Origin of the sequence: Mogibacterium diversum, assembly GCF_002998925.1 — a bacterium.
Lineage (GTDB): Bacteria > Bacillota > Clostridia > Peptostreptococcales > Anaerovoracaceae > Mogibacterium > Mogibacterium diversum.
Genome location: NZ_CP027228.1, coordinates 135,485 through 157,239, shown reverse-complemented (window position 1 = coordinate 157,239; position 21,755 = coordinate 135,485). Strand labels below are relative to the sequence as shown.

At 42.7% G+C, this 21,755-nt stretch carries 18 protein-coding genes, 1 tRNA gene and 1 pseudogene; 3 read left to right on the top strand and 17 right to left on the bottom strand.

Annotated elements, in window-relative coordinates; genetic code table 11:
- Positions 1-6: 6 nt before the first annotated feature.
- The 10 genes from C5Q96_RS00730 to C5Q96_RS00685 form a co-directional block, all read right to left on the bottom strand.
- A complete protein-coding gene (locus C5Q96_RS00730) occupies positions 7-549 on the bottom strand; it encodes a C-GCAxxG-C-C family protein (RefSeq protein ID WP_106056259.1) in 543 nt (180 codons plus the stop codon).
- Positions 550-831: 282 nt separating this feature from the next.
- Positions 832-2,181, bottom strand: coding sequence for an LVIVD repeat-containing protein (locus tag C5Q96_RS00725; RefSeq protein WP_106056257.1), 1,350 nt, complete (start codon positions 2,179-2,181; stop codon positions 832-834).
- Between the two features lie 172 nt (positions 2,182-2,353).
- Positions 2,354-3,226 (bottom strand): LysR family transcriptional regulator, encoded by an 873-nt coding sequence (locus tag C5Q96_RS00720; protein WP_106056255.1) that lies wholly within the window; start codon positions 3,224-3,226, stop codon positions 2,354-2,356.
- Between the two features lie 25 nt (positions 3,227-3,251).
- Positions 3,252-4,298 (bottom strand): ABC transporter substrate-binding protein, encoded by a 1,047-nt coding sequence (locus C5Q96_RS00715; RefSeq protein WP_106056253.1) that lies wholly within the window; start codon positions 4,296-4,298, stop codon positions 3,252-3,254.
- Entirely contained in the window at positions 4,295-5,071 is a 777-nt protein-coding gene (locus C5Q96_RS00710) for an ABC transporter permease (protein ID WP_106056251.1), read from the bottom strand. The genes C5Q96_RS00715 and C5Q96_RS00710 overlap by 4 nt, the downstream gene beginning before the upstream one ends.
- Positions 5,068-5,883 (bottom strand): ABC transporter permease, encoded by an 816-nt coding sequence (locus tag C5Q96_RS00705; RefSeq protein ID WP_330403806.1) that lies wholly within the window; start codon positions 5,881-5,883, stop codon positions 5,068-5,070. Before C5Q96_RS00705 ends, C5Q96_RS00710 begins: the two co-directional genes overlap by 4 nt.
- A complete protein-coding gene (locus tag C5Q96_RS00700) occupies positions 5,873-6,961 on the bottom strand; it encodes an ABC transporter ATP-binding protein (RefSeq protein WP_106056249.1) in 1,089 nt (362 codons plus the stop codon). The genes C5Q96_RS00705 and C5Q96_RS00700 overlap by 11 nt, the downstream gene beginning before the upstream one ends.
- A 41-nt stretch (positions 6,962-7,002) precedes the next feature.
- Entirely contained in the window at positions 7,003-7,536 is a 534-nt protein-coding gene (locus C5Q96_RS00695) for a cupin domain-containing protein (protein ID WP_106056247.1), read from the bottom strand.
- A 271-nt stretch (positions 7,537-7,807) separates the two neighbouring features.
- A complete protein-coding gene (locus tag C5Q96_RS00690) occupies positions 7,808-8,665 on the bottom strand; it encodes an Mrp/NBP35 family ATP-binding protein (RefSeq protein WP_106056245.1) in 858 nt (285 codons plus the stop codon).
- A 73-nt stretch (positions 8,666-8,738) separates the two neighbouring features.
- Complete coding sequence (locus C5Q96_RS00685) at positions 8,739-9,683, bottom strand: NAD(P)/FAD-dependent oxidoreductase (RefSeq protein WP_106056243.1); 945 nt, start codon at positions 9,681-9,683, stop codon at positions 8,739-8,741.
- 278 nt (positions 9,684-9,961) lie between these two features.
- On the opposite strand from C5Q96_RS00685, the gene htpG reads away from it, so the two are divergent.
- On the top strand, positions 9,962-11,896 hold the full coding sequence (htpG, locus tag C5Q96_RS00680; protein ID WP_106056241.1) for a molecular chaperone HtpG: 1,935 nt from the start codon (positions 9,962-9,964) through the stop codon (positions 11,894-11,896).
- Between the two features lie 154 nt (positions 11,897-12,050).
- Here htpG and C5Q96_RS00675 read toward each other — a convergent pair whose 3' ends face one another.
- From C5Q96_RS00675 to C5Q96_RS08605, 4 genes are all read right to left on the bottom strand, one after another.
- Positions 12,051-12,632 carry a peptidylprolyl isomerase PrsA family protein gene (locus C5Q96_RS00675; RefSeq protein ID WP_106056238.1) on the bottom strand — a complete coding sequence of 194 codons (582 nt, stop codon included), beginning with the start codon at positions 12,630-12,632 and terminating at the stop codon, positions 12,051-12,053.
- A 20-nt stretch (positions 12,633-12,652) separates the two neighbouring features.
- On the bottom strand, positions 12,653-14,560 hold the full coding sequence (gene selB, locus C5Q96_RS00670; protein ID WP_106056236.1) for a selenocysteine-specific translation elongation factor: 1,908 nt from the start codon (positions 14,558-14,560) through the stop codon (positions 12,653-12,655).
- Positions 14,561-15,967 carry an L-seryl-tRNA(Sec) selenium transferase gene (selA, locus tag C5Q96_RS00665; protein ID WP_106056234.1) on the bottom strand — a complete coding sequence of 469 codons (1,407 nt, stop codon included), beginning with the start codon at positions 15,965-15,967 and terminating at the stop codon, positions 14,561-14,563. It lies immediately after the preceding gene.
- 25 nt (positions 15,968-15,992) lie between these two features.
- Positions 15,993-16,089 (bottom strand) — tRNA-Sec (locus tag C5Q96_RS08605).
- A gap of 245 nt (positions 16,090-16,334) precedes the next feature.
- On the opposite strand from C5Q96_RS08605, the gene C5Q96_RS00660 reads away from it, so the two are divergent.
- A complete protein-coding gene (locus tag C5Q96_RS00660) occupies positions 16,335-17,489 on the top strand; it encodes an aminotransferase class V-fold PLP-dependent enzyme (protein WP_106056231.1) in 1,155 nt (384 codons plus the stop codon).
- Between the two features lie 177 nt (positions 17,490-17,666).
- A pseudogene (gene selD, locus C5Q96_RS00655) lies at positions 17,667-18,650 on the top strand (selenide, water dikinase SelD); the annotation flags it as partial.
- Between the two features lie 137 nt (positions 18,651-18,787).
- On the opposite strand, the gene C5Q96_RS00650 reads toward selD, so the two are convergent.
- From C5Q96_RS00650 to thrC, 3 genes are all read right to left on the bottom strand, one after another.
- Positions 18,788-19,687: a selenium metabolism-associated LysR family transcriptional regulator gene (locus C5Q96_RS00650; protein ID WP_106056229.1), complete on the bottom strand. Its 900-nt coding sequence runs from the start codon at positions 19,685-19,687 to the stop codon at positions 18,788-18,790.
- 136 nt (positions 19,688-19,823) lie between these two features.
- Positions 19,824-20,261 (bottom strand): ACT domain-containing protein, encoded by a 438-nt coding sequence (locus C5Q96_RS00645; protein WP_106056227.1) that lies wholly within the window; start codon positions 20,259-20,261, stop codon positions 19,824-19,826.
- 3 nt (positions 20,262-20,264) lie between these two features.
- Positions 20,265-21,740 carry a threonine synthase gene (thrC, locus tag C5Q96_RS00640; RefSeq protein WP_245905574.1) on the bottom strand — a complete coding sequence of 492 codons (1,476 nt, stop codon included), beginning with the start codon at positions 21,738-21,740 and terminating at the stop codon, positions 20,265-20,267.
- Between the last annotated feature and the right edge of the window lie 15 nt (positions 21,741-21,755).

Below are 21,755 nucleotides of genomic sequence, written 5' to 3'. Positions count from 1 at the left end.
CAATTTTTAAGCTTCAAGTGGCGTAGTTCTAGTCTTGAGATAGTCGTCATGAGAAAGGACTTTGATTTCCCCAGTAGTCTCGATCCCGAGTTCACGAGCGAGTATTTCTGCGGCCTTTGCAGCACACATTCCTGTATAGTAGATACACTGCGACTTATGACCACCCTGGCTCATATCAAATTCTCTTGTAAGAACACGGCAACATGCTGCCTTCTTTGTATTATTCTCTCTAAACCAGTCGTGAAGTTCATTTGTCATGCTCATACATTTTACAACCTCTGGATCCTTAGGCCCCCTTTGCTCATCTCTACCGAAGAACATGCTTATTGCCAGCACCCCACCGTTGAGAGCACCGCAGATACATCCAGATTTACCAACACCGATTGCCATACCAGATGCCATCTTGATAATCTCATGTGGAACATCTAGCTCAAAGTTATCCATAATAACTTCCATAACTGCCTCACAGCAGAAGAATCCCTTGCGATATGACTCTTCAGCCTCAGCCTGTACCTTCGCTAAATCGATAGATTTTGCATTTACTTTCATTTTGTTACCTCCAATCATACCTTCAAACGTATCATCCTTGTGATACATTCTTGACTATTGTAACAAACAATACTCTAAATACCTAAAAATTTTTATATATATTAACAACTTCAATAATTGCTTTGATTTATTGGGGTTAAAATAAGAATAATCAATACCTTTTTATTTTGGACACTTTATCAAAGAAAAGTAACAAAAATAGCGACCTCCTAATAGTGGAAGTCGCCAAAGTTTAGTGACATATTATTGATATTTACAAAGGTAATATCATAGAAGCTATATCTATACTGTGCAGCGAACGATGTAGAGTCCATCCTGATATGTATCCACGTAGATGTACCCTCTATCATCTACTATGCAGTCCTCAGCATGTCCAACATGTGGTCCAGGGAATAGCGTACCTTCATCGATATCAAACCAAGTACCTTCTGGATCTGGTGGCATGAAGTAGGCAATCTCCTTTGGTACGAACGGATCTGAAACATCATAAATACGAAGACCCGCTTGGAAGTGACAGTTATACACTCTGTCATCTCTGCTCTCGAGGCAGTCCTGTCCGAACGCATCGAACATATTATGTGGTCCAAATACCACCCTCTGACCATCGATGATGTTGAAGTTCTCTCCGTGACACTTCTTATACGCTTCTGGTACCTCTGGGTATGGAAATACAGAGATGAGTGCTGGGTTCTCTTTATCAGATGTCTCAATCATTCCAATGATGTTCATAGGCTGACTAGTAATCTTATGGAACATTCCTTCTTCTCTATTGTTATCGAAGTACCATGTTCTCTCGCCTTCTGTGGTAACAATGGCAAATGGTCTATCCCCAAGAGGCATTGCTGTATGCACAGCTGCTCCCGACTGACCGTTACTGAATGGAGGATTTAGAGAGACGTTTCCAAGAAGTCTAGGTCTACTCTTGTCGTGTACATCGATCATGCAAAATCCTACATTAGGAAAAGCTGCATATACGACATCATCTTTTACCGTTATTGCATGTCCATTAGGGAGCTTCATAAATGGCTCAGTCCCAACCTCCGGCATGTCAGATGCCTTCTTGTTACCGAGATACTGTCCATCTGCCCACCAGCTTCCTACTTCTGTCGGATTAGTTGGATCCGAGATGTCTACAATTCTTAGGATATACCCTCTGAAGTTGCGTTTACTGCCCATAATATATGCGTAGTCTCCACCATTATAGAAGCTACGATGAACTCCAGGACCATCTTCGCACTCAAACTGTCCGAGCAGCTTAGGATTTAAAGGATCTGCCTCTATGTCGTAAATCTTGAACCCACCCCAATATGGTTGCTCGTGAGTGCCATGTAGAACTCTCATAGTACCACCATAGCAAGCGATCAATTTGCCATCAGCTACCTGCAGCTTAGCGAGGCTCTGTCCATCGTGAACTTCACCTACCCAATCTCCCTCAACCCACTTTGCAACTGGATTTGCAGGATCTGTAACATCGACGATATTAAACCCGTTGTCGCGGAAACAAGCGGTATAAAGATAATATCTGCCATCCTTCGTACGATGCATTCCCATCTGAAAACCCGGTTTCTTATTCAGATCTGAATAACCGACGAACTCAGTGTTTTTAAAAAGCATCTCTTCTCTTCTAGACATGTTACCCTCCTTATATTTTATATATAAATCTCATACTTAACTAATTGATGACTATAGACTATCACTTAAATAGCCCTATTAGAACCCACAAAAAACGAATAGGTATCAATGCGCATTTTGCATTGATACCTATCATTCTTCAACACTTTTGTTATTCATGCTCTACGACTATCTAGCCTTTGAAGTGTAGCTTAAGCTCTTCTTTAAATAATTTAACCTCTCTGTTCGGTGCATTTTCGTGCCAAGCCAAAGCGACATTCGCTTTGCTACTTATCCCAATCGAGTGAATTTCCGTTCCACCTCCAACAGATACCCATTCGTCTGCCAGTATGATGCCTCTTGCATTTTGCACATTTGCAAACATCGACTCAAGATTAGGAACCACTTCAATCTCTGGTATAAAGTTGTACGGTCTAAGATTAAATCCTATGAGCGAGATAATTTCACGCAGCTTTGGATCTTCGGCGACAAACATCTTTGCACCCTTTAACTCCTTTGGACTATTCACCTTCCTATCTAGAAGTTTATGTGAATAGATTATAGACCGATCAACTTCGGTCACGACTTCATATTCAATTCCCAATTCCGAAGTGCCCTGCATATAATCATCTAGTGACAACACTGCATCTAGCTGTCCTGACTGAAGCTTGTTCATGAGTGCCTCAAAGCTAAGGCATTCAATTCTAACCGAGAAGTCATCGTATGTCTTACGGCATTTATCTATTACTTGTGGGAGAAAATGTGATATATTCCACCCGATATTGTATCCGAGCCTCAGCTCATGCGTCTCGTCCCTAAGCGATTCTCTAGTTTTGGCAAGTTCAGCATCGAACCTCTTAAAAAGACTATAGTATTTCTCACCAGCGAGTGATAACTTAATACTTCTAGAGTTTTCCCTGTCAAATAATATCACCCCTAGCTCATCCTCGAGTCCCTTAATCGCACGACTGACTTGAGATTGTGGCACATAGAGCTTTTCAGCGGCCTTTGTGAAATTAAGAAGCCGAGCTGCTTCTACAAAAGCTTTTATCTGTCTATCGTTCATAGTCTATCTCCGCTTTATGTATATCCTATTTTGACTTTACTTCCTTCCAGCTATCGCCATATAGCTTAGTCGTATCAGGGTCGAGATTCCTTAGCAGCGTACAGCGAGCAATCGTCTCCTTGCTAGGAAATAGCGCTGGATTAGAAACGTATTTTGAAGGAATCATTTTGATCGCTGCAGTATTCGGAGTCGTATAATATAAATAGTCAAAATTGCGCTTCGCTACTTTCGCTTTGCACATGTAGTTTATGAATCTTTCTGCATTTCGCTTATTGCGGGCACTCTTAGGCACAACCCAAGAGTCGATGAAGAACTCCGATCCCTCCTTCGGAACTACAAACTCAATATCTTTATTGAGATCGTGCGTGTAGTTGTATTCACCATTCCACACAACACCAATTGCAGCTGATTTATCGGCTAGCAGATCTCTAGCCGAATCATTTGCGTATTTATATACTAGCTTCTTCTGCTCCTTAAGTGCGTTCTTCGCCTCTTCGATTTCTTTAGGATTTGTGGTGTTAGGTGAATAGCCAAGTCTTAGGAGCGAGATTGCAAAGGCATCGCGCACACTATCCTGCATGACTATGTTATTCTTAAAATCAGGGTCCCATAGTGCGTTCCACGAGTCTATCTTCTTACCCTTCACCATCTTCTTATTGTATAGAATCCCTGATACTCCGACCAGATATGGAACAGAATATTCATTGCCTGGATCATACTCCTCGGCTTTTCTCATGTAGTCCTCATCAAGATTTTTAATGTTTCTAATATTCTTTTTGTCCAATTTCTGCAGCAGATTCTCGCCCTTCATCTTGCTTATCATATAATCGGACGTGCACACTACATCATAGTTCGCAGAACCATTCTTTATTATAGGGTACATCTCCTCTGCAGTATCATATGTATCCTGAATTACTCTTATTCCAGTATCAGCTTCGAAATCCGCAACAACCTCCGGGTCGTAGTAATCTCCATAGCTGTATACATAAACTTCTCCATTTTCGCCACTTCTACATCCTGTCATTGTAAGAAGTAGCAGTAGTAGTAGAGAACCCATTATCAATTTCTTCATGCCCTTTTTGGCTCCTTATCCCTATTCACGTTGACGATCAATAATGCTACTAGAGCTATCAGAAATATTATCGTAGATAGCGCATATAGCGATGGTCTGATTCCGATCTTTACCTCGCTATATATGAGTGTCGATATAGTATTGATGCCTGCACCCCTGGTAAAGTGTGTAACTACGAAGTCATCTACTGACATCGTAAACGAAAGAAGCGCACCAGACATTATTCCCGGCATGAGTTCAGGAAGAACGACCTTTCTAAAAGCATATGGACGTGAAGCCCCTAGGTCCATCGCAGCTTCAAAAAGGGTATCCGTCCTCTTGTTAAGTCTCGGCCGTACTGAAAGTATCACGTACGGTATACAAAACGTAACATGTGAGAATAGTATAGTCATATAGCCTAGCGATACTCCAAATAGCAGAAACGATAGCATCAGCGAGATACCAGTTACGATATCAGCGTTAAGCATAGGTATGTTGTTCACTGCTAGGAGAGTCTGCTGCGCACCAGGTCTTAGCGACTCAATTCCGAGCACTGCCAAAGTACCGATTACAGTTGCGATAAGTGAAGCTAAGATAGCTATCGAAAATGTATTTACAATAGCTCCAAGTATGAGTCTGCTGTGAAACATCTCCTGGTACCACTTCAGCGAAAATCTCGTAAAAACCGACATCGAACGGCTCTCGTTGAATGATAGGAATATGAGCGTTAGAATCGGCAGATACAGGAAGAGCATTATTATTATCAAATACATATTTCCGAAGAATTTCTTCATAATAAATGATCCTCCTCTCCATCGCCAAACTTCTGGACTATAAGCATGCTGACGATGATAAATACCATCATAACTAGTGAAAGTCCAGAGCCTAGATACCAGTTTGAGTTCACAGTGAATTCCTGTTCGATAATATTTCCAATCAGATTAACCTTGCCACCTCCAAGCATGTTAGATATTACGAATGTAGTGAGTGCTGGGATAAAGACCATAGTCACTCCACTTGCAATTCCAGGGATACTTAGCGGGAAGATAACTCTTCTGAACACATAGAATTTGCCTGCTCCAAGGTCATATGCTGCCTCAATCAGGCGGTTATCGATCTTGGATACGACGTTATAAATAGGAAGCACCATAAATGGCAGGAAGTCGTATACCATACCGAGCACCACTGCTCCAGGTGTTCCCATCATCTCCTGTCTATTTAGTCCTATGGATGCGAGCACAGAATTGATCACTCCCTGTCTCTCGAGGAGAACTTGCCATGCCATAGTTCTGAGCAGGAAATTCATCCACATAGGAAGTATAAAGACAAATATCATAAAACCTTGCTTGCCGAACCTGCTTTCCCTCAAAATTAAAGCCATAGGAAAAGCCAGCACAAGACATACCAACGTGCTCACAACTGAGAGCAGCAGAGACATGCCGAGCGCCTCAAGGTGCTGCGAATTAAACATCGCCGTGATATTTTCAAATGTAAAGGCACCGTTTCTATCGGTTATTCCGTAATACGCAATTGTCAAAATCGGGATTATAGTCCCTGCGATTATCCAGATGACGAAAGGTGCTGTATATCCTTTTTTAGATATCAACTTCCTGTGCCTCCTCGTCCTCTGATGTAGGCTTGTGCATGATCTGAATGTTTTCAGGTCTTACATACATACCTATCGTCTCACCAACTTCATGAGAATCATAATTCTGGAGTAGCCACTCCACCTTACCATCCTCACTCTGCACGAGCATCTCGTAGTGAACTCCGATGAACAGCTTGCTGATAATCTTGCCGTTCATGATGCCTTCTCCATACTCGCGAATCTCTATATCCTCGGGTCTAATTACCGCATCGACAGGCTGACCGACATTAAATCCATTTTCCCTGCCATCAATACATTTAAATACATGCCCGTCTATCTCAACGAGCTTATCATCCACCATCTTGGCATCGACGATATTGCTATCTCCGATGAAGTCTGCTACAAAAGCATTTTCAGGCTCATTATAAATCTCTTCAGGTGTTCCCATCTGCTGAATGTAGCCATTGTTCATGACGATGACAGTGTCTGACATCGTCAGGGCTTCTTCCTGATCATGAGTAACGAATATAAATGTAATGCCTAACTCTTTCTTGAGTCTAACGAGTTCGTACTGCATCTCCTGTCTGAGCTTAAGATCAAGAGCCCCAAGTGGCTCATCTAGTAGCAGAACTCTAGGTTCATTAACTATCGCACGTGCCATTGCAACCCTCTGCTGCTGACCACCTGACATCTTGTCGACTCTTCTATTTCCATAACCGTCGAGATTAACGAGCTTAAGTCCGTATGCGATTTTATCCTTTATGTACTGTTCGGATTTACCGCTTACACGCAGTCCAAAAGCGATGTTCTCCTGCACTGTCATATGCGGGAACAACGCGTAGTTCTGAAATACTGTATTTACATTACGCTGATTCGGTGGGACATTGGTTATATCCTTGCCGTCAAAAATTACTTTCCCTATATCAGGAGTCTCAAATCCTCCGATGATACGCAGGGTCGTGGTCTTGCCACATCCCGATGGTCCTAGCAGCGTTACAAATTCGTTCTCCCTGATTGAGAGCGAGATATCGCTTAGCACCTCGTGGTCACCGTAGCTCTTCCCTATGTTGTCAAGTCTGATTAACTCGTTCAAAATCTTCCTCCAATTTTGCTGTCGTAAAGCATTATCCTATAGTTCTAGAAACTAGGTGGCGAACTCACCCATATAATCTCAGCACCCTTGCCAGAGCTTATATAATGCTCTTGCTCTGGGTATATATAGAACGACTCGCCCTTTCCCACATGATATGCATCACTACCTATATGTACATCTATACTACCTTTGATGACGTATCCGAATTCCTCGCCTTCATGAGGGTTATCAGGTATCGTTGTGCCGCCAGTACCTATGGTCACTCTTATGGGTTCCATGTTGTTCTTTTGAGCATTTGGAACAATCCATTCTATAGTACTCTTATGTCGTTCATCTTCCTTAACGAAGTAATCCTCTCTGTTAAATACGACCTGCGGTCTCTCCTTCTCTGAGAAGAATGACGTGAGGTCTGTGCCAAGAGATATAACGATGTCCTCTAGTGTCGCAATCGATGGAGAGGTCAGATCTCTCTCTACCTGTGAAATAAACCCTTTCGATAGTTCTGCTCTATCTGCGAGTTCCTCCTGAGTGAGTCCCCGTTCTATTCTAAGCTCTTTAATTTTCTCTCCGATTTCCATCTATCGTCCAATCTAAATGCTTTGTATTTGCAGTATATCCACATAAAAATGCTTGTAATATTATTTACTGCCATGCATTATAATAAATAATTAGTTTAGTATTTGTAAACCAACATCACTATTATAATCACATTAACTACAGTGTCAATATATTAATCTCTAATCTCAATATATTAAACAAAGTATCTAGGCAAATAAAGAGCCCCAGTCCTCTCTCTCGAGATTTCTGAGGCTTTTTTTCTATATATAGTATCAATATAGATGCGTGACACTACTTCTCAATATCGTGCAGCATCTGCATTATAGACTCGTCGAGAGCTGTCGTGTCAGCAAACTCGATTCGTCCCTGATCGCTCAGTGTAGCTAAATCAGGATTGATTGGGAGCTTTGCAAGCACTTTGAGCCCATTCTCTGATGCAATTTCGTCTACATGGCTCTTTCCAAAGATCTCGTACTTCTTGCCGTTATCCGGGCACTCGAAGTAGCTCATATTCTCAACAAGACCCAAGATAGGAACATTCATCATCTTCGCCATCTTTACTGCCTTCTCAACTATCATAGATACGAGCTCCTGTGGTGATGTAACTACGATGATTCCATCGATTGGAAGTGACTGGAACACTGTGAGAGGCACATCGCCTGTTCCAGGTGGCATATCTATGAACATCACATCGAGATCTCCCCATGCTACATCTGTCCAGAACTGTGTTACAGCCCCTGCGATTACAGGGCCTCTCCACACTACTGGGTCACTTTCGTTTTCTGTGAGCAAATTGAGCGACATAACTTTAATCTCTGATGCACTCTTACCTGGAATAATACCAATCTCACTGCCGTAAGCCTTATCATGTATACCGAACATCTTTGGAATTGAAGGTCCTGTGATGTCAGCATCCATAACTCCAACCTTGCATCCGTTTCTATTAGCCGTTACAGCTGATAATGCGGTAACCATCGATTTACCAACGCCACCTTTACCACTGACAACTGCTATAACCTTCTTAACACTGCTATGCTCATTTAGCTTCTCATGACCACCATGCGCACCGCCTTCTCTTGATGGGCAGCTTGACCCGCAGCTTGAACAATCATGGCTGCAGGATTCAGGTGTCTGCATATTATCTGCCATTTCATTCCTCCTATATATCCAATTACCTATATGTTAATCGTGCTCATTTATTGTACTACAAATTCAGAAATTCCTAAACGTATTCTTGTCCGTTCATCCTATCAACGTAGTGACAAGCCTTCGTTGCAGCAATGGATCCGTCGGACACTGCAGTAGTTAACTGCTTTAATTCCTTTGATCTGCCATCTCCAGCTACGAACACGCCAGGAGTACTTGCTTCACAGGTTTCACCGATATCGAAATACCCAGCCTCATCAGTAGCTACAAGATTTGCAAAAGGCTTTCCATTCGGAATCTTGCCGATAGCTACGAAGAGAGCACTGACATCGATATCCCTAGTTTCACCTGTCTCGTTGTTTTTGACGGTGATCGACTCCAGCGCCTTATCTCCGTTCACGCCTACAACATTGCTAGTCATTACAAACTCAACATTATCAAGTGCTTTCAGCTCATCTACAACTGCCTGCTCCGCTCTGAACCTATCTCTCCTGTGAATTATAGTGACCTTCGAACAGATATTGGCGAGAAATGCCGCATCTTCTACAGCTGTATTTCCCCCGCCATATACTGCGACTTCCTTGTTCCTGAAGAACGCACCGTCACACACTGCGCAGAAAGAAATTCCACGGCTTATTAGACCATCTTCACCAGAAATTCCCATCTTTCTATTATCAAGTCCAGTGGCAAGCACAACGGCTGTAGCTTCATACTCGTCGCTATTACCCTTAATCTTGAACGTTCCTCCCTCAGTCTCTGGCGCAGTAACTTCAGTTATTTCATCCATGATGATTTCTGCGCCGAACGATTCAGCCTGCGACTGAATCTTCATTGCATACTCTGCACCGTTCATTCCTGGCGCAGCAGGAAAATTATCTATAGAATCTGTGAAAGTAATCTGCCCTCCTATAAGTCCACGCTCGATAACTGCAGTTGACTTGCCTGCTCTAGCTGCATAAATTCCTGCAGTAAGGCCTGCTGGTCCTCCGCCAATAATTGCAACATCATACTTCTTTCCCATCTCTAGTACCTCCGTATAATTGATTCCTTATGTATGTATTCTTACGATGAACCTATAGCACACCGTTATTATCTTAAGTTCATTATACCTCATGAACTTTATGGATTATGAAAATTCTGTGATTTTTAATTTTGTGCAATCTAATTTTATAGTTTAGAACTATATCATTTTTGTTGATAAATTCTTGAATTATCTGACGACTAGTAGTATATTATTAGCAGACAGCACTAGAGAGTGCTAACAGCGAGATAAATAATCTTATGAAAGAAGGTTTTGATATGGAAAAAATGAAATTTAAAGCGGAGTCGCAGCGACTCTTAGATATGATGATCAACTCTATCTACACCAACCGCGAGATATTTATGAGAGAGCTTGTCAGCAATGCGAGCGATGCGATTGATAAGCGTTATTATAAGGAAGCCGAAGATGGCTGTACAGGAAAATCTAGAGATGATTACGAAATCAGAATTGCAGTTGATAAAGACGCGAGAACTCTTACAATCTCAGATAACGGAATCGGTATGAGCAAAGAGGAACTTGAAAATAACCTCGGAATAATTGCCAACAGCGGTTCTCTTAAATTTAAAGCAGATAACGCTGAATCGATGAAGGATGTAGATATCATTGGTCAATTTGGTGTCGGCTTCTATAGCGCGTTTATGGTTGCGAAGAAAATTCAAGTAATCTCTAAGGCCTATGGCTCCGACCAGACATATATGTGGGAGAGCGAAGGTGCCGAAGGCTTCACAATCGACAAGGCAGAGCGTACAGATGTTGGAACTGACATAATCATATATCTTAGGGATGATACTGAAGACGATAAATACTCCGAGTTCCTAGACGAGTTTAGGATTAAAAGCATCATTAAGCAGTATTCCGACTACATCCGTTACCCAATCGTAATGAACGTTACAAAGCAGCGACAGAAACCAGCCTCTGAGGAAGAGATGAATTCTGAGGATTATAAGCCTGAGTACGAGACTTATACTGAGGACGAAAAACTCAACAGCATGGTGCCTCTATGGAAGATGAAAAAAAGCGAAATAACAGATGAACAGTATAGTGACTTCTACAAAAAGACATACATGGCATGGAGCGATCCGCTAAAAGTAATCCACACTAATGTTGAAGGTGTAATATCATATGATGCACTGCTATTTGTACCTAGCGACGTGCCTTTTAATTACTATAACAAAGACTTTAAGCCAGGACTTCAGCTCTACTCGAGTGGCGTCCTAATCATGGATAAATGCGAGGATCTTCTACCAAGTTACTTTGGATTTATCAGCGGTCTAGTTGATTCTCCTGATTTATCGCTAAATATCTCAAGAGAGATGCTCCAGCAAGATAGACAGCTTCGTGCTATCGCACAGAGACTAGAGAAGAAACTGCTACAGACTTTCGGAGAGATGCGAGATAAAGAAAGCGAGAAGTATGAAAAGTTCTTTGAGAACTTTGGAATCCAGCTCAAATACGGAGTATATGATAACTTCGGAGCAGATAAGGATAAGCTTAAGGACTTGCTTCTATACTATAGTAGCACCACCGAAAGCATGACTACGCTGAAAGACTATGTCTCAAGGATGGCTGACGACCAGAAATACATATACTATGCTGCTGGTGAGTCGAGAAGTAAAATTAAGATGATGCCGCAGATGGACCTCTTTGCAGATAAGGGCTATGAAGTTCTTTATTGTACTGATAATATTGACGAATTCGCATTTATGGCGATGAGAGAATACGATGGCAAAGAGTTCAAGAATATATCCGACAAGGATTTAGGATTTGAGAAAACTGAAGAGGAGGTAAAAGCTCAAGCGGATAAAAACGAAGCGGCGAAGAGTACACTGGGTGCGATCAAAGAAGCCCTAGGCGATAAGGTATCATCTGTAATCCTATCGACCAGACTCAAGAATCATCCTGTATGCTTCGCAACATCTGACGGAGTGTCTATTGAGATGGAGAAGATCCTCAAAGCTCAAGCAGCAATGTCTGGTAACAAAGAGCTATCAGGCGTTGAAGCAGATAAAGTCCTTGAGCTTAACGGCGACCTACCGTTCTTTGATGCTATTAAGAAGGCCGTAGAAGCCGGAGATAGTGACAAAGTGAACGACTATGCAAATCTCCTGTATGATCAGGCGCTTGTGCTCGAAGGTATGCCAGTTGAAGATCCGCTAGCATTTGGAGAGAGAATCTGTAAGCTCATGAAGTAAGCTGCTTCCCCTGCCAAGTAATATCATGACAGCGGGGGACTTGTACTTCTAATGCTAAATCCAAACACATAATCTCTATGTAAAACAAGACCGTGGCTTTGCAGCCACGGTCTTTGTTATTTGCTTAATCTATCGGATAGCCGATAAACAGGTGCTACTGTGCTGCCTGTCCTGCCTGAACAGACTTGATTGCTGTGAACATTCCACCCATCATTGCATCTAGGAAGTCAACGTTGCTGTTAATATCAGTTGTCCATTCGCCCTTGTCGTTCTTTGTACAGTTGATAGTAACTGTCTTCTTGTAAGACTTATCTTTTACACTGTTTAGGTTCTGGAACATCAGATTGTAAACATAGTCCTTAACATCTGTTGTTGCAGTGATCTTTCCGCTCTTAGCGTCAGATACTACGGTATCATAAGTAGTCTTGTAAGCTGCACCGAAGTCGTATGTCTTAATCTCAACCTTTACAGTTGCTTTCTTTCCATCAACCTTCTCGTCCTTTACTTCATAATCGAAGTCCTGAACCTTCTTGATGAACTTGTCATACTCTTTTCCATACTTCTGCTCTAGAGTTTTGTCGTTGAATAGCTTAGAAACGTTCGAAGAAGTCTTCTCAGTCTTAATCTGCTTGAGGTTATCCTCTACAACGCTCTTAGGTGACTTGCTGCCACAAGCTGTTAGCGCAAACATAACTAGTACAAGCATGCTCACAATAAGTAGTGTCTTTTTCTTCATTATAGTTCTCCCTTTCGTGACTATTTTATCGCCTTTCGGCACTCTCCATTAAACACTGTTATACCGTACTTGTCAAGTGCGGATAATAAGATAGAGGCGTATTTCCTTGAAATTTCAAGCTTATCTCGATAATCAGCGAGAGTGAATCCTTCTGGCTTTTCAGTTCCAAGTTCACGTACAGTTGCAGTTGCTATATCCCATGCTTTGGTATCGATATAGTAGCTTGCATCGAGTTTAAAGATCTCTCCTCGTGACACGAGCTCATTTTGAATGGCGCTAGCAATATCTTTGTTACCTGCGAGTTCATATATATCTTCATTTTTAATCGTTTCGACGCCAGCTTTATAATACATTTTCTTAATATCATCCATCAGGGCAAGCTGCTCATCTGAGAACTCAACCTTGAAACCTGCAACCGAAATCGTCTTCTCCTTGTCCTCGAGCATACCCGAATCTAAGAACTTAGAAATAATCGCCTGCCCTAGCTTATCATCCTCGATATGGCGATACTCCTTAATCCTGCTTAGCAGCTCTCTCTTAGGGATCCCATCTACCATAGGATTCTGGCTATGATACTCTTCGATTATCTTTGAAACAGTATCCTCGAGTATTTTTAACTTATCCTCGTTTACGATAGAGCCATCTGCAAGTATTACCACCCTGCCTTGGTCGGCGAGTGATTTAATAGCTTGTTTTATTTCAGAAGTCGTGAGTCCAAGCTCCTGCCTAAGCTCCTCTTCTTTGTAATATTTCCACTTCCCGGACTTTAGATGAATGATATCTCCTATATCGCCAGCAGCAAGTATCTCGAAGTCAGCTAAGACATCGTCACGGTTTCTCTTATGTTTCTCAGGATTTGAATCAAGCACCCTGCCACCACCAACTGTAATAACCGGCGAATAGAACCTTATGATAAATTTATCTCCTCTTCTTACCGCTATGGGTTCTTCGAGCCTTAGCTGCACAAAAGTCTTATCTCCACTCACCATAACATCTCTGTCCATGATAATAACCTTTGCTAAAACTTCTTTGCTGCCGGTATATAGATGAACTCTGCTGTTATTTAATATCTGCCTATCGCTGCTGTTAAAAATGCTCATCTCCACGTCGAGCATATTGGTCACAGTAACGGCACCTGATGCAGCTAATACAGAGCCTCTAAGCACATTTTCCTTCTTAACACCAGATAGGTTCACAGCCGTTCGCTGTCCAGCAACCGCCTCATCAGTATCGTTGCCATAAGTCTGGATTCCTCTTACCTTCACAGGCAATTCCTCAGGATATATATTCAGGTCATCATTGAGTTTTAACACACCATCCACTAGAGTTCCTGTGACGACAGTTCCAAATCCCTGCATAGAAAAAACTCTATCTATAGGCAGTCTGAATAGCTCAGGCTCCTCGCGCCTCTTTGACTCACGGTCACATTTCTTTAATATTTCTGCTTTCAGAACATCGATGTTTTCGCCTGTCTTGGATGAAACAGCTATCATGGGTTTTCCCTCAAGAAAAGAGCCCTTAAAATATTCCTTTACATCCTCGACTAGCATCTCAAGCCACTCCTCGTCCACCATATCCTTTTTGGTGATTGCGATGATGCCATCATCGATTCCGAGCGCTTGCAATATTTCAAAATGCTCTTTAGTCTGTGGCATGATACCTTCATCTGCTGCAACTACAAATAACACGAAGTCAACACCACCGATTCCAGCAAGCATATTTTTGATAAATTTCTCATGCCCTGGCACATCAATTACACCGATATTATAGCCTGCATCATTATCTATGTGAGCAAACCCGAGTTCGATGGTAATTCCACGCTTCTTCTCTTCGGATAGTCTATCTGTATCGATACCAGAAAGAGCTTTAATCAGCTGCGTCTTGCCGTGATCGACGTGACCAGCTGTGCCAATAATTACGTTCTTCATCTATTCCACTTCCCTTAGCGCTGCTGCTATATCATCAAGCTCGCGGTCAAGCACAGTTCTTACCGAGAACAGCAGTTCATCCTCGTGAATTCTTGCGATTACAGGAATTTCATGTTTTCTAAGTGTCCTCTCAAGTCCCTTAGTAGTAGTTTTATCTGATGTCACAGCTACCGCAACACCTGGTAAAAATACCATCGGAGCAGACCCACCGCCAATCTGGTCATCTGCATCAACAATTTTAACATTGAGCTTGCTATTTGATGTACGGATCTTGTCAGCTAAACTCTCAGCTCTTTCGAGCAGAACTTCGTGAGTTGTCGTAATCATGCGGAGCACCGGGATATCACGCATCGCAACTTTTGTATCCCTATATTTCTTTAACGTCTCTTCCATCGCTGCAAAAGTCATCTTATCCACTCTAAGTGCACGTGCCAGAGGATGCTTCTTCATCTTCTCGATAAACTTTCGTTTTCCAGCGATAATCCCAGCTTGAGGACCACCGAGAAGCTTATCACCACTGAATAGAATGACATCGATTCCCGTACCTAGGGACGCAGGCACATTAGGCTCGTCAAGTCCATAATCAGCGAGGTTCACCATCAGTCCATTACCCATATCGAAGATGACCGGGATATCGTGCTCCTTGCCAATAGCAACTAAATCATCGAGTTCAGCCTCTTCAGTAAATCCCATGATTTTATAATTGCTGGTGTGTACCTTCATGAGGGCGCCAGTTTTTTCATTTATCGCCTTCTCATAATCACTAGGCTTAGTCTTGTTGGTTGTTCCGACCTCATGTAGAGTCGCACCACTCTGCTCCATGATATCAGGAATTCTAAACGCTCCTCCTATTTCAACCAGCTCACCTCTCGATACCACGACCTCATGACCCTCCGCCATAGCAGAAAGCACAAGCATCGTAGCAGATGCGTTGTTGTTGACGATCATGACATCCTCAGCACCGGTAAGTTCAACCATGAGTTCCTGCAGAATATCATGTCTTGAACCACGATTTCCTAACTTAACATCGTATTCGAGATTCGAATATCCTCGCGAAACCATTTCTACATTGCGCACTGCATCTTCACAGAGTGGCGCTCTACCGAGGTTTGTGTGCAAGATGGTTCCTGTCGCGTTAATTATTCCGTGCAGATGATTCACTTCGTCAGCTTCGAGTATATCCTTAATCTCATCAGCGATATACGAGATGCTTAGTTTCTTTACGTCATAATGCTCTAGTTCATCATCGCTTAGAGCAAGAATTTCCGCACGCACCCCATCTATAACCTTTCTGGCCATAGATGTTACAACATCTCTTCCACTTTTCTCGAAGGCATTAGAAAAGAGGTGCTCTTTAAGCACCTCATCTATCTTCGGAATCTGTCGTAAAACTTCATTTCTTTTCATATTATTACTCCCATGCAAACTTAAATGGCGGGAGTGCGTGGGAATCGAACCCACCCGAGAAGGTATCAGCTCCTCATATCGGTTTTGAAGACCGTAAGGCACACCAGCACCTATCCACCCCCAAGTTACATATTTTGTCATTATATCATCAAAGCTAAAGCCTATCAACAGATAGTTGAATGGATATGTGCCATTTTCAGATACTATAACGAAAATTTTGTATTAGCGCATAACTCATTTATCATCGCTTTTTATAAAGATTCACATGTATATTAATAAGCACCACATCAACTATATAACATCTTTATGATATAATAAGAAACACTCATTTCTAATAATGGAACTATTATTTCGTGGGAGGCTTTTGATGATTTATCTAGATAACGGAGCTACTTCCTTCCCTAAGCCACAGGAAGTCGCTGATGCAGTCTATGAATATATGACCAAGGTGGGAAGCAACATCAACCGAGGTGGTTATGAAAAAGCTTATTCGGCTGCCGAGGTAGTCCTCGAGACCAGAGAGATGATCGACTCGATGATGAATGGATATGGCGCGCGCAATGCAATATTTACACCTGGCAACACTTATGCGCTCAACTTTTTAATAAAGGGATTAGCTCGAACAGGAGACAGATTCCTCACTAGCCACATGGAGCACAATGCAGTCTATAGACCGCTGCACCAGCTTCAGGAAGACGGTGTAATCGAGTATGAGTGCATGCCTTGCAACGAACTTGGACAGCTCGATCTTGATAAAGCTCTAGATATGATCACTCCAGATATCAAGGCTGTAGTCATGCTTCACGCTTCTAATGTGAGCGGTACCATACTTCCCATCGAAGAAATAGGAAAAAAATGTCACGAGGAAGGTGTGCTCTTCATAGTAGACGCAGCACAAACAGCGGGAAATACCCCTATCGATATGCAGAAGTGCCATATCGACGGACTTACTGTTCCAGGCCACAAATCACTTCTTGGCCCACAGGGTATCGGTGTTATGCTCATTAACCCCGCGATTAAAGATGAAATTATCCCTGTAATTTCAGGTGGTACGGGCAGTCACTCTGATATGGCTGATATGCCTTCTGAACTTCCGGATAGATTCGAGAGCGGCACTCTCAACTTGCCAGGAATCTTTGGTCTTCATGCGGCCCTTAAGTGGGTTCAAGAGCATTTTGACGAAGTCCGCGCACATGAAGAGAAGCTTACCGCTAGGATGCTAGAGGGAATCGCTAATATAAAAGGTGTAAGGCTTGCCGGAATTCCTACTACAGAAGGTAGAGTAAGCGTAGTCTCCATCGATTTTACAGAAGAAGATAACGGCATCTGTGCGTTCAATCTCGAGCATACGTATGGGATTAACACGAGAGTCGGACTCCACTGCGCACCGCTTGCGCACGAGTCTCTACATACGTTCCCAGAAGGAACGGTTAGATTCTCGATTGGACCATTCAACACCGAGGATGAAATTGACGTAGCTCTTAAGGCAATCGAGGAACTTGCGCTGGCGAGCAACGTATAGATATATTGCAATGCATTGTGATTTTTACCATAGTATGATTTAACTAGATTCAATAACAGAAAGAGGAAAAGGATAATGGGAGATAACGAAAAGAAATCTTGCTGTGCCATGCCTATGGCACTGGAAGATGTTAGACTTACAGAGATGACTGCCGCTGGCGGATGAGGAGCTAAAGTAGGGCCGGGAGTCCTAAGCGACATATTGTCTAAACTACCTAAGATACGAGACGAGAGGGTTATGGTCGGATTTGATAGCAGCGACGATGCTTGCGTGTACAAAGCAAGTGATGATCTCGCTATCATCAATAGCATCGACTTCTTCCCACCAATCGTAGATGATCCATATATGTTCGGTCAGATTGCCGCAGCTAACTCACTCAGCGACATATATGCGATGGGCGGTACCCCTAAGCTAGCGATGAACCTACTAACCTTCCCTGAAAAGCTTCCAATTGCAGCTGTTGAAGCGATTCTTGAAGGCGGAAACGACAAGGTGAACGAAGCTGGAGCTATGACAACTGGTGGGCATAGCATAAACGATAAAGAACCTAAGTACGGACTCAGCGTAACAGGATTTGCACATCCTGACGATATCCTGAGCAACAGTGCTTCTGAGGGTGACTACCTCGTAATTACCAAGAAAATTGGTTCTGGAGTGCTCACAAGTGCCGAGAAAGTAAGTCTTCTTAGTGAAGCTGAAAGCAAAGCGTTAAGCGACACCATGGCTGAGCTCAACAGATATGCCTTTGAAGCAACCGCAGGCGTAAAGGTCGACGGCTGCACGGATATTACAGGCTTTGGTCTACTTGGACATGGCGCTGAGATGGCAAAATCCGGTGACGTAACTCTTGAGATTTTTGCAGAAAGAGTTCCTCTCATGGACAGGGTACTCGATTTCGCTTCGCAGGGAATTCTTCCTGGTGGCGCTCATAACAATATGACATACCTAGAGAAGGATGTAATCGACTACAGTGTCGGATTAAAACAGGCTCAGCTTGACATGCTCTACGATCCACAGACTTCTGGAGGCCTGCTCCTTGCTGTAAAGGAGCCTGAGCTAGAGAGACTTCAGTACCAACTCGGAGAGAAGGGCTGTGAGAACGCCATAATCGGAAGGTTCAAGAAGCGTACATCACATTACATTGAAATTCTGAACAAGTAGCTCTGATGCTATATAACGTTCAGGACTAAGTATACAAACTCAAAACATACAAAAAACAGGAAGCGAATTTCATCGTCTTCCTGCTTTTTTCTAATTTGATTTTAATTAAATATCATTCAAATATCCTTCAAAGCATCCTACTTGTGCTGCTCCGCATTCTCAAGCACGAATTTCCTAAACGCCTCGGCAACTGGCGAAAGAAATACATTTTTGAGTGTAATCATATAGAAGCTGCGAAGTTTGTCGAAGCCATCTATCTTAAGAACCTTAAATTCGTCTGACCTTACAACTTTGTTAACGGTTTTCTCGGAAAGTATCGATGCACCAACGTTATTTGCAACGAGACGCATGATCATGTTAAGGTCATTAGTTCTAGAGATAACTCTAAAGTTATTCTTATCAAAACCCTTAGATGCAACCGTGTCCTCGAAAGACTTACGGGTAGCAGATCCGTTTTCTCTCCAGATAAGCGGTAGCTTCGACATCTCCTCTAGGGTAATCGTATCCTTATCAGTTTCATAAGTACCAGGAACTAGCAGTACCGGGCGGTCATGGAAGATTTCATGTACTTCAATACCTGGTTCAGCGACGTACTCTCCAACAAAACCAATCTCCCCACGTCTCTCTAGAAGACTTTCAACCGTTGCCTTGCTATCATTCATCTCGATGTAGAACTGAGTGAAAGGATGAGCATCTGTGAACTTACGGATAATCTCAGGCAGGAATGCAATCCCTGGCACTGTCGAAGTCTGAAGCTCTAAAACTCCGTCCAGATTATCATCACCATTATCCAGTGCCTCAATAGCCTGCGCTCTAGCATTTACCATCTCGACTGCATACTGATAGAACTTCTGACCATGAGGTGTCATCTCAACAGTTCTGCCCTTTCTATCAAGCAGTTTAGTGTTGAGTTCCTTCTCCAGCGAACTGATATGCGTGCTGATAGTTGGCTGGGTAAAGAATGTCGCATCTGCCGCACGACTAAAGCTCTTAAACCTAACAACATTTACAAAAGCTTCAATTTGCTTAAAATCCATCTTTCCTCCACTAACCCTTAATCAAAAAGGAGCGCCTCGCTAATGAAACACTCCTGTTAGCTAATGTAAATACTATATTATTTGTAATTTCGTGTCAAACAAACAGCATTATATACGGGTTTGCTATTGAAAAATTCTATTCTACGCCGATAAGATTAGCTTTTTTTATACCTTCTGTCTCCCTCATGTCGAGTATTAGTTGCTCAAGACCACATGTTGCATCATCCATATTGAGGGCTATCATGATAGTCGCAATGTTATTTACAGGCGGACTCTGGTTGATGGTCCATATACTGTATGAATGACTAGCAATCACGCGGATTAACTTCTCCAGTACGCCAGTTTCATGTCGAAGCTGCATAGAGATGATTGCCCTCTTGCTTGTCTTCTTGGCGCTGAGTTCCATCACGTAATCCTTGTACTTATAGTACGTACTGCGTGAAATTTCCACTTTGCGCACCGCTTCACTTATATCTGGTGCCTCGCCTTCTGCAAGCAGCCTGCTAGCCTCAACGACTTTCTCAAAGTATTCAGGAAGAATTTTCTTATCTACTATTAGATATCTGCTATCCACCTTCTACTCCTTGCCTTCACTAGCATATTTTTTAACTTCATCCATCATCTCGTCCACATCGATGATATCCCTGTGCTTAACTTCCTTTTCAAATATCGCACTAAGAGGACCAGGAATCTCTGTGCCAGTAATTTCAGATAATCTCTCCATATCTGCCTTATCATCTCCTGATGCTTCTTCTCCGAGTGCCGCAAGCACTGAACCCGTAAACTTATAAGGTGAAGCGGTTGATAGAACCACATTCTTTGTTTGTAGCCCACAATCTCTCAAATACTTGTCTGATGCAGCCCACGCGATGGCAGTGTGTGTATCCATGACGTAGCTCGCATCCTTAAACAGCCTCCCGATAGCAGCTGCCCCCTCTTCATCCGAGCAAGCATAGCCTAGGAAATCTCTCTTGATCTTAGATAGCTCATCTTCGCTTATCTGATACTCTCCAGTTTCAGCAAGAGACTTCATGTACTCTTTAGTCTTATCGGCACCGCACACGAAGAATAGTAGCCTCTCAAGGTTACTTGATACGAGAATATCCATAGAAGGTGATGATGTCTTATAAAATTCTCTTTTCTTATTGTAATGCCCCGTCTCGAGGAATTCTGTAAGAACATCGTTCTTGTTGGAGGCGCAAACTAACTTTCCAACCGGGAGCCCCATCTGCTTAGCGAGGTACCCAGCCATGATATCTCCAAAGTTTCCAGTCGGAACTGTGTAATCAACTGCATCACCTATCTTAATCTCGCCTGCATCCACAAGACTCTTATAAGCTGCGAAATAATATACCACCTGCGGAACTAGCCTTCCTATATTGATGGAGTTAGCGCTCGACAGCGAAACTCCTTCGCAAGGTCTTGGAATCTCCTGGAATAATCTCTTAACCCCTGTCTGAGCATCGTCGAAGTTTCCTCTCACTCCGAACGCCTTGGTATTAGCGCCTGATTGAGTTACCATCTGTAGACGCTGAGTCTCGGATATGCCCTTATCTGGATAGAATACTGCTATTCTAATCCCTGTGACATTTGAAAATCCATGAAGTGCAGCGCTGCCCGTATCTCCGCTCGTAGCTGTAAGTATTAGGATCTCATCCTTAAAATCATTGAGCTTTGCTGCCTCTGACATTAGGTTAGGAAGCGCAGAGAGCGCAACATCCTTAAACGCACAAGTAGGCCCGCAGAAGAGTTCTAGTATATATCTACCATCTACACTTACTAGAGGAGTAATCTCTTCTGCTGTGAACTTATCCTTGTAGCTTCTCGTGACGATAGAATCTATCAATTCTTCTCCATAATCAGGAAAGAACTTCCCGAACACCTTTTTAGCCATGCCACGATAGTCCTCGGCTATTACCTCTTTATAATCTAGCTTTAGTTCGGATAAATCTTCTGGAACGTAAAGTCCCCCGTCTTTAGCAAGTCCATCGAGTACTGCCTGTGACGAAGAAACCTTGTGATTCACATCTCTTGTGCTTATATAATTCAACATTTTATCTCTCTTTTC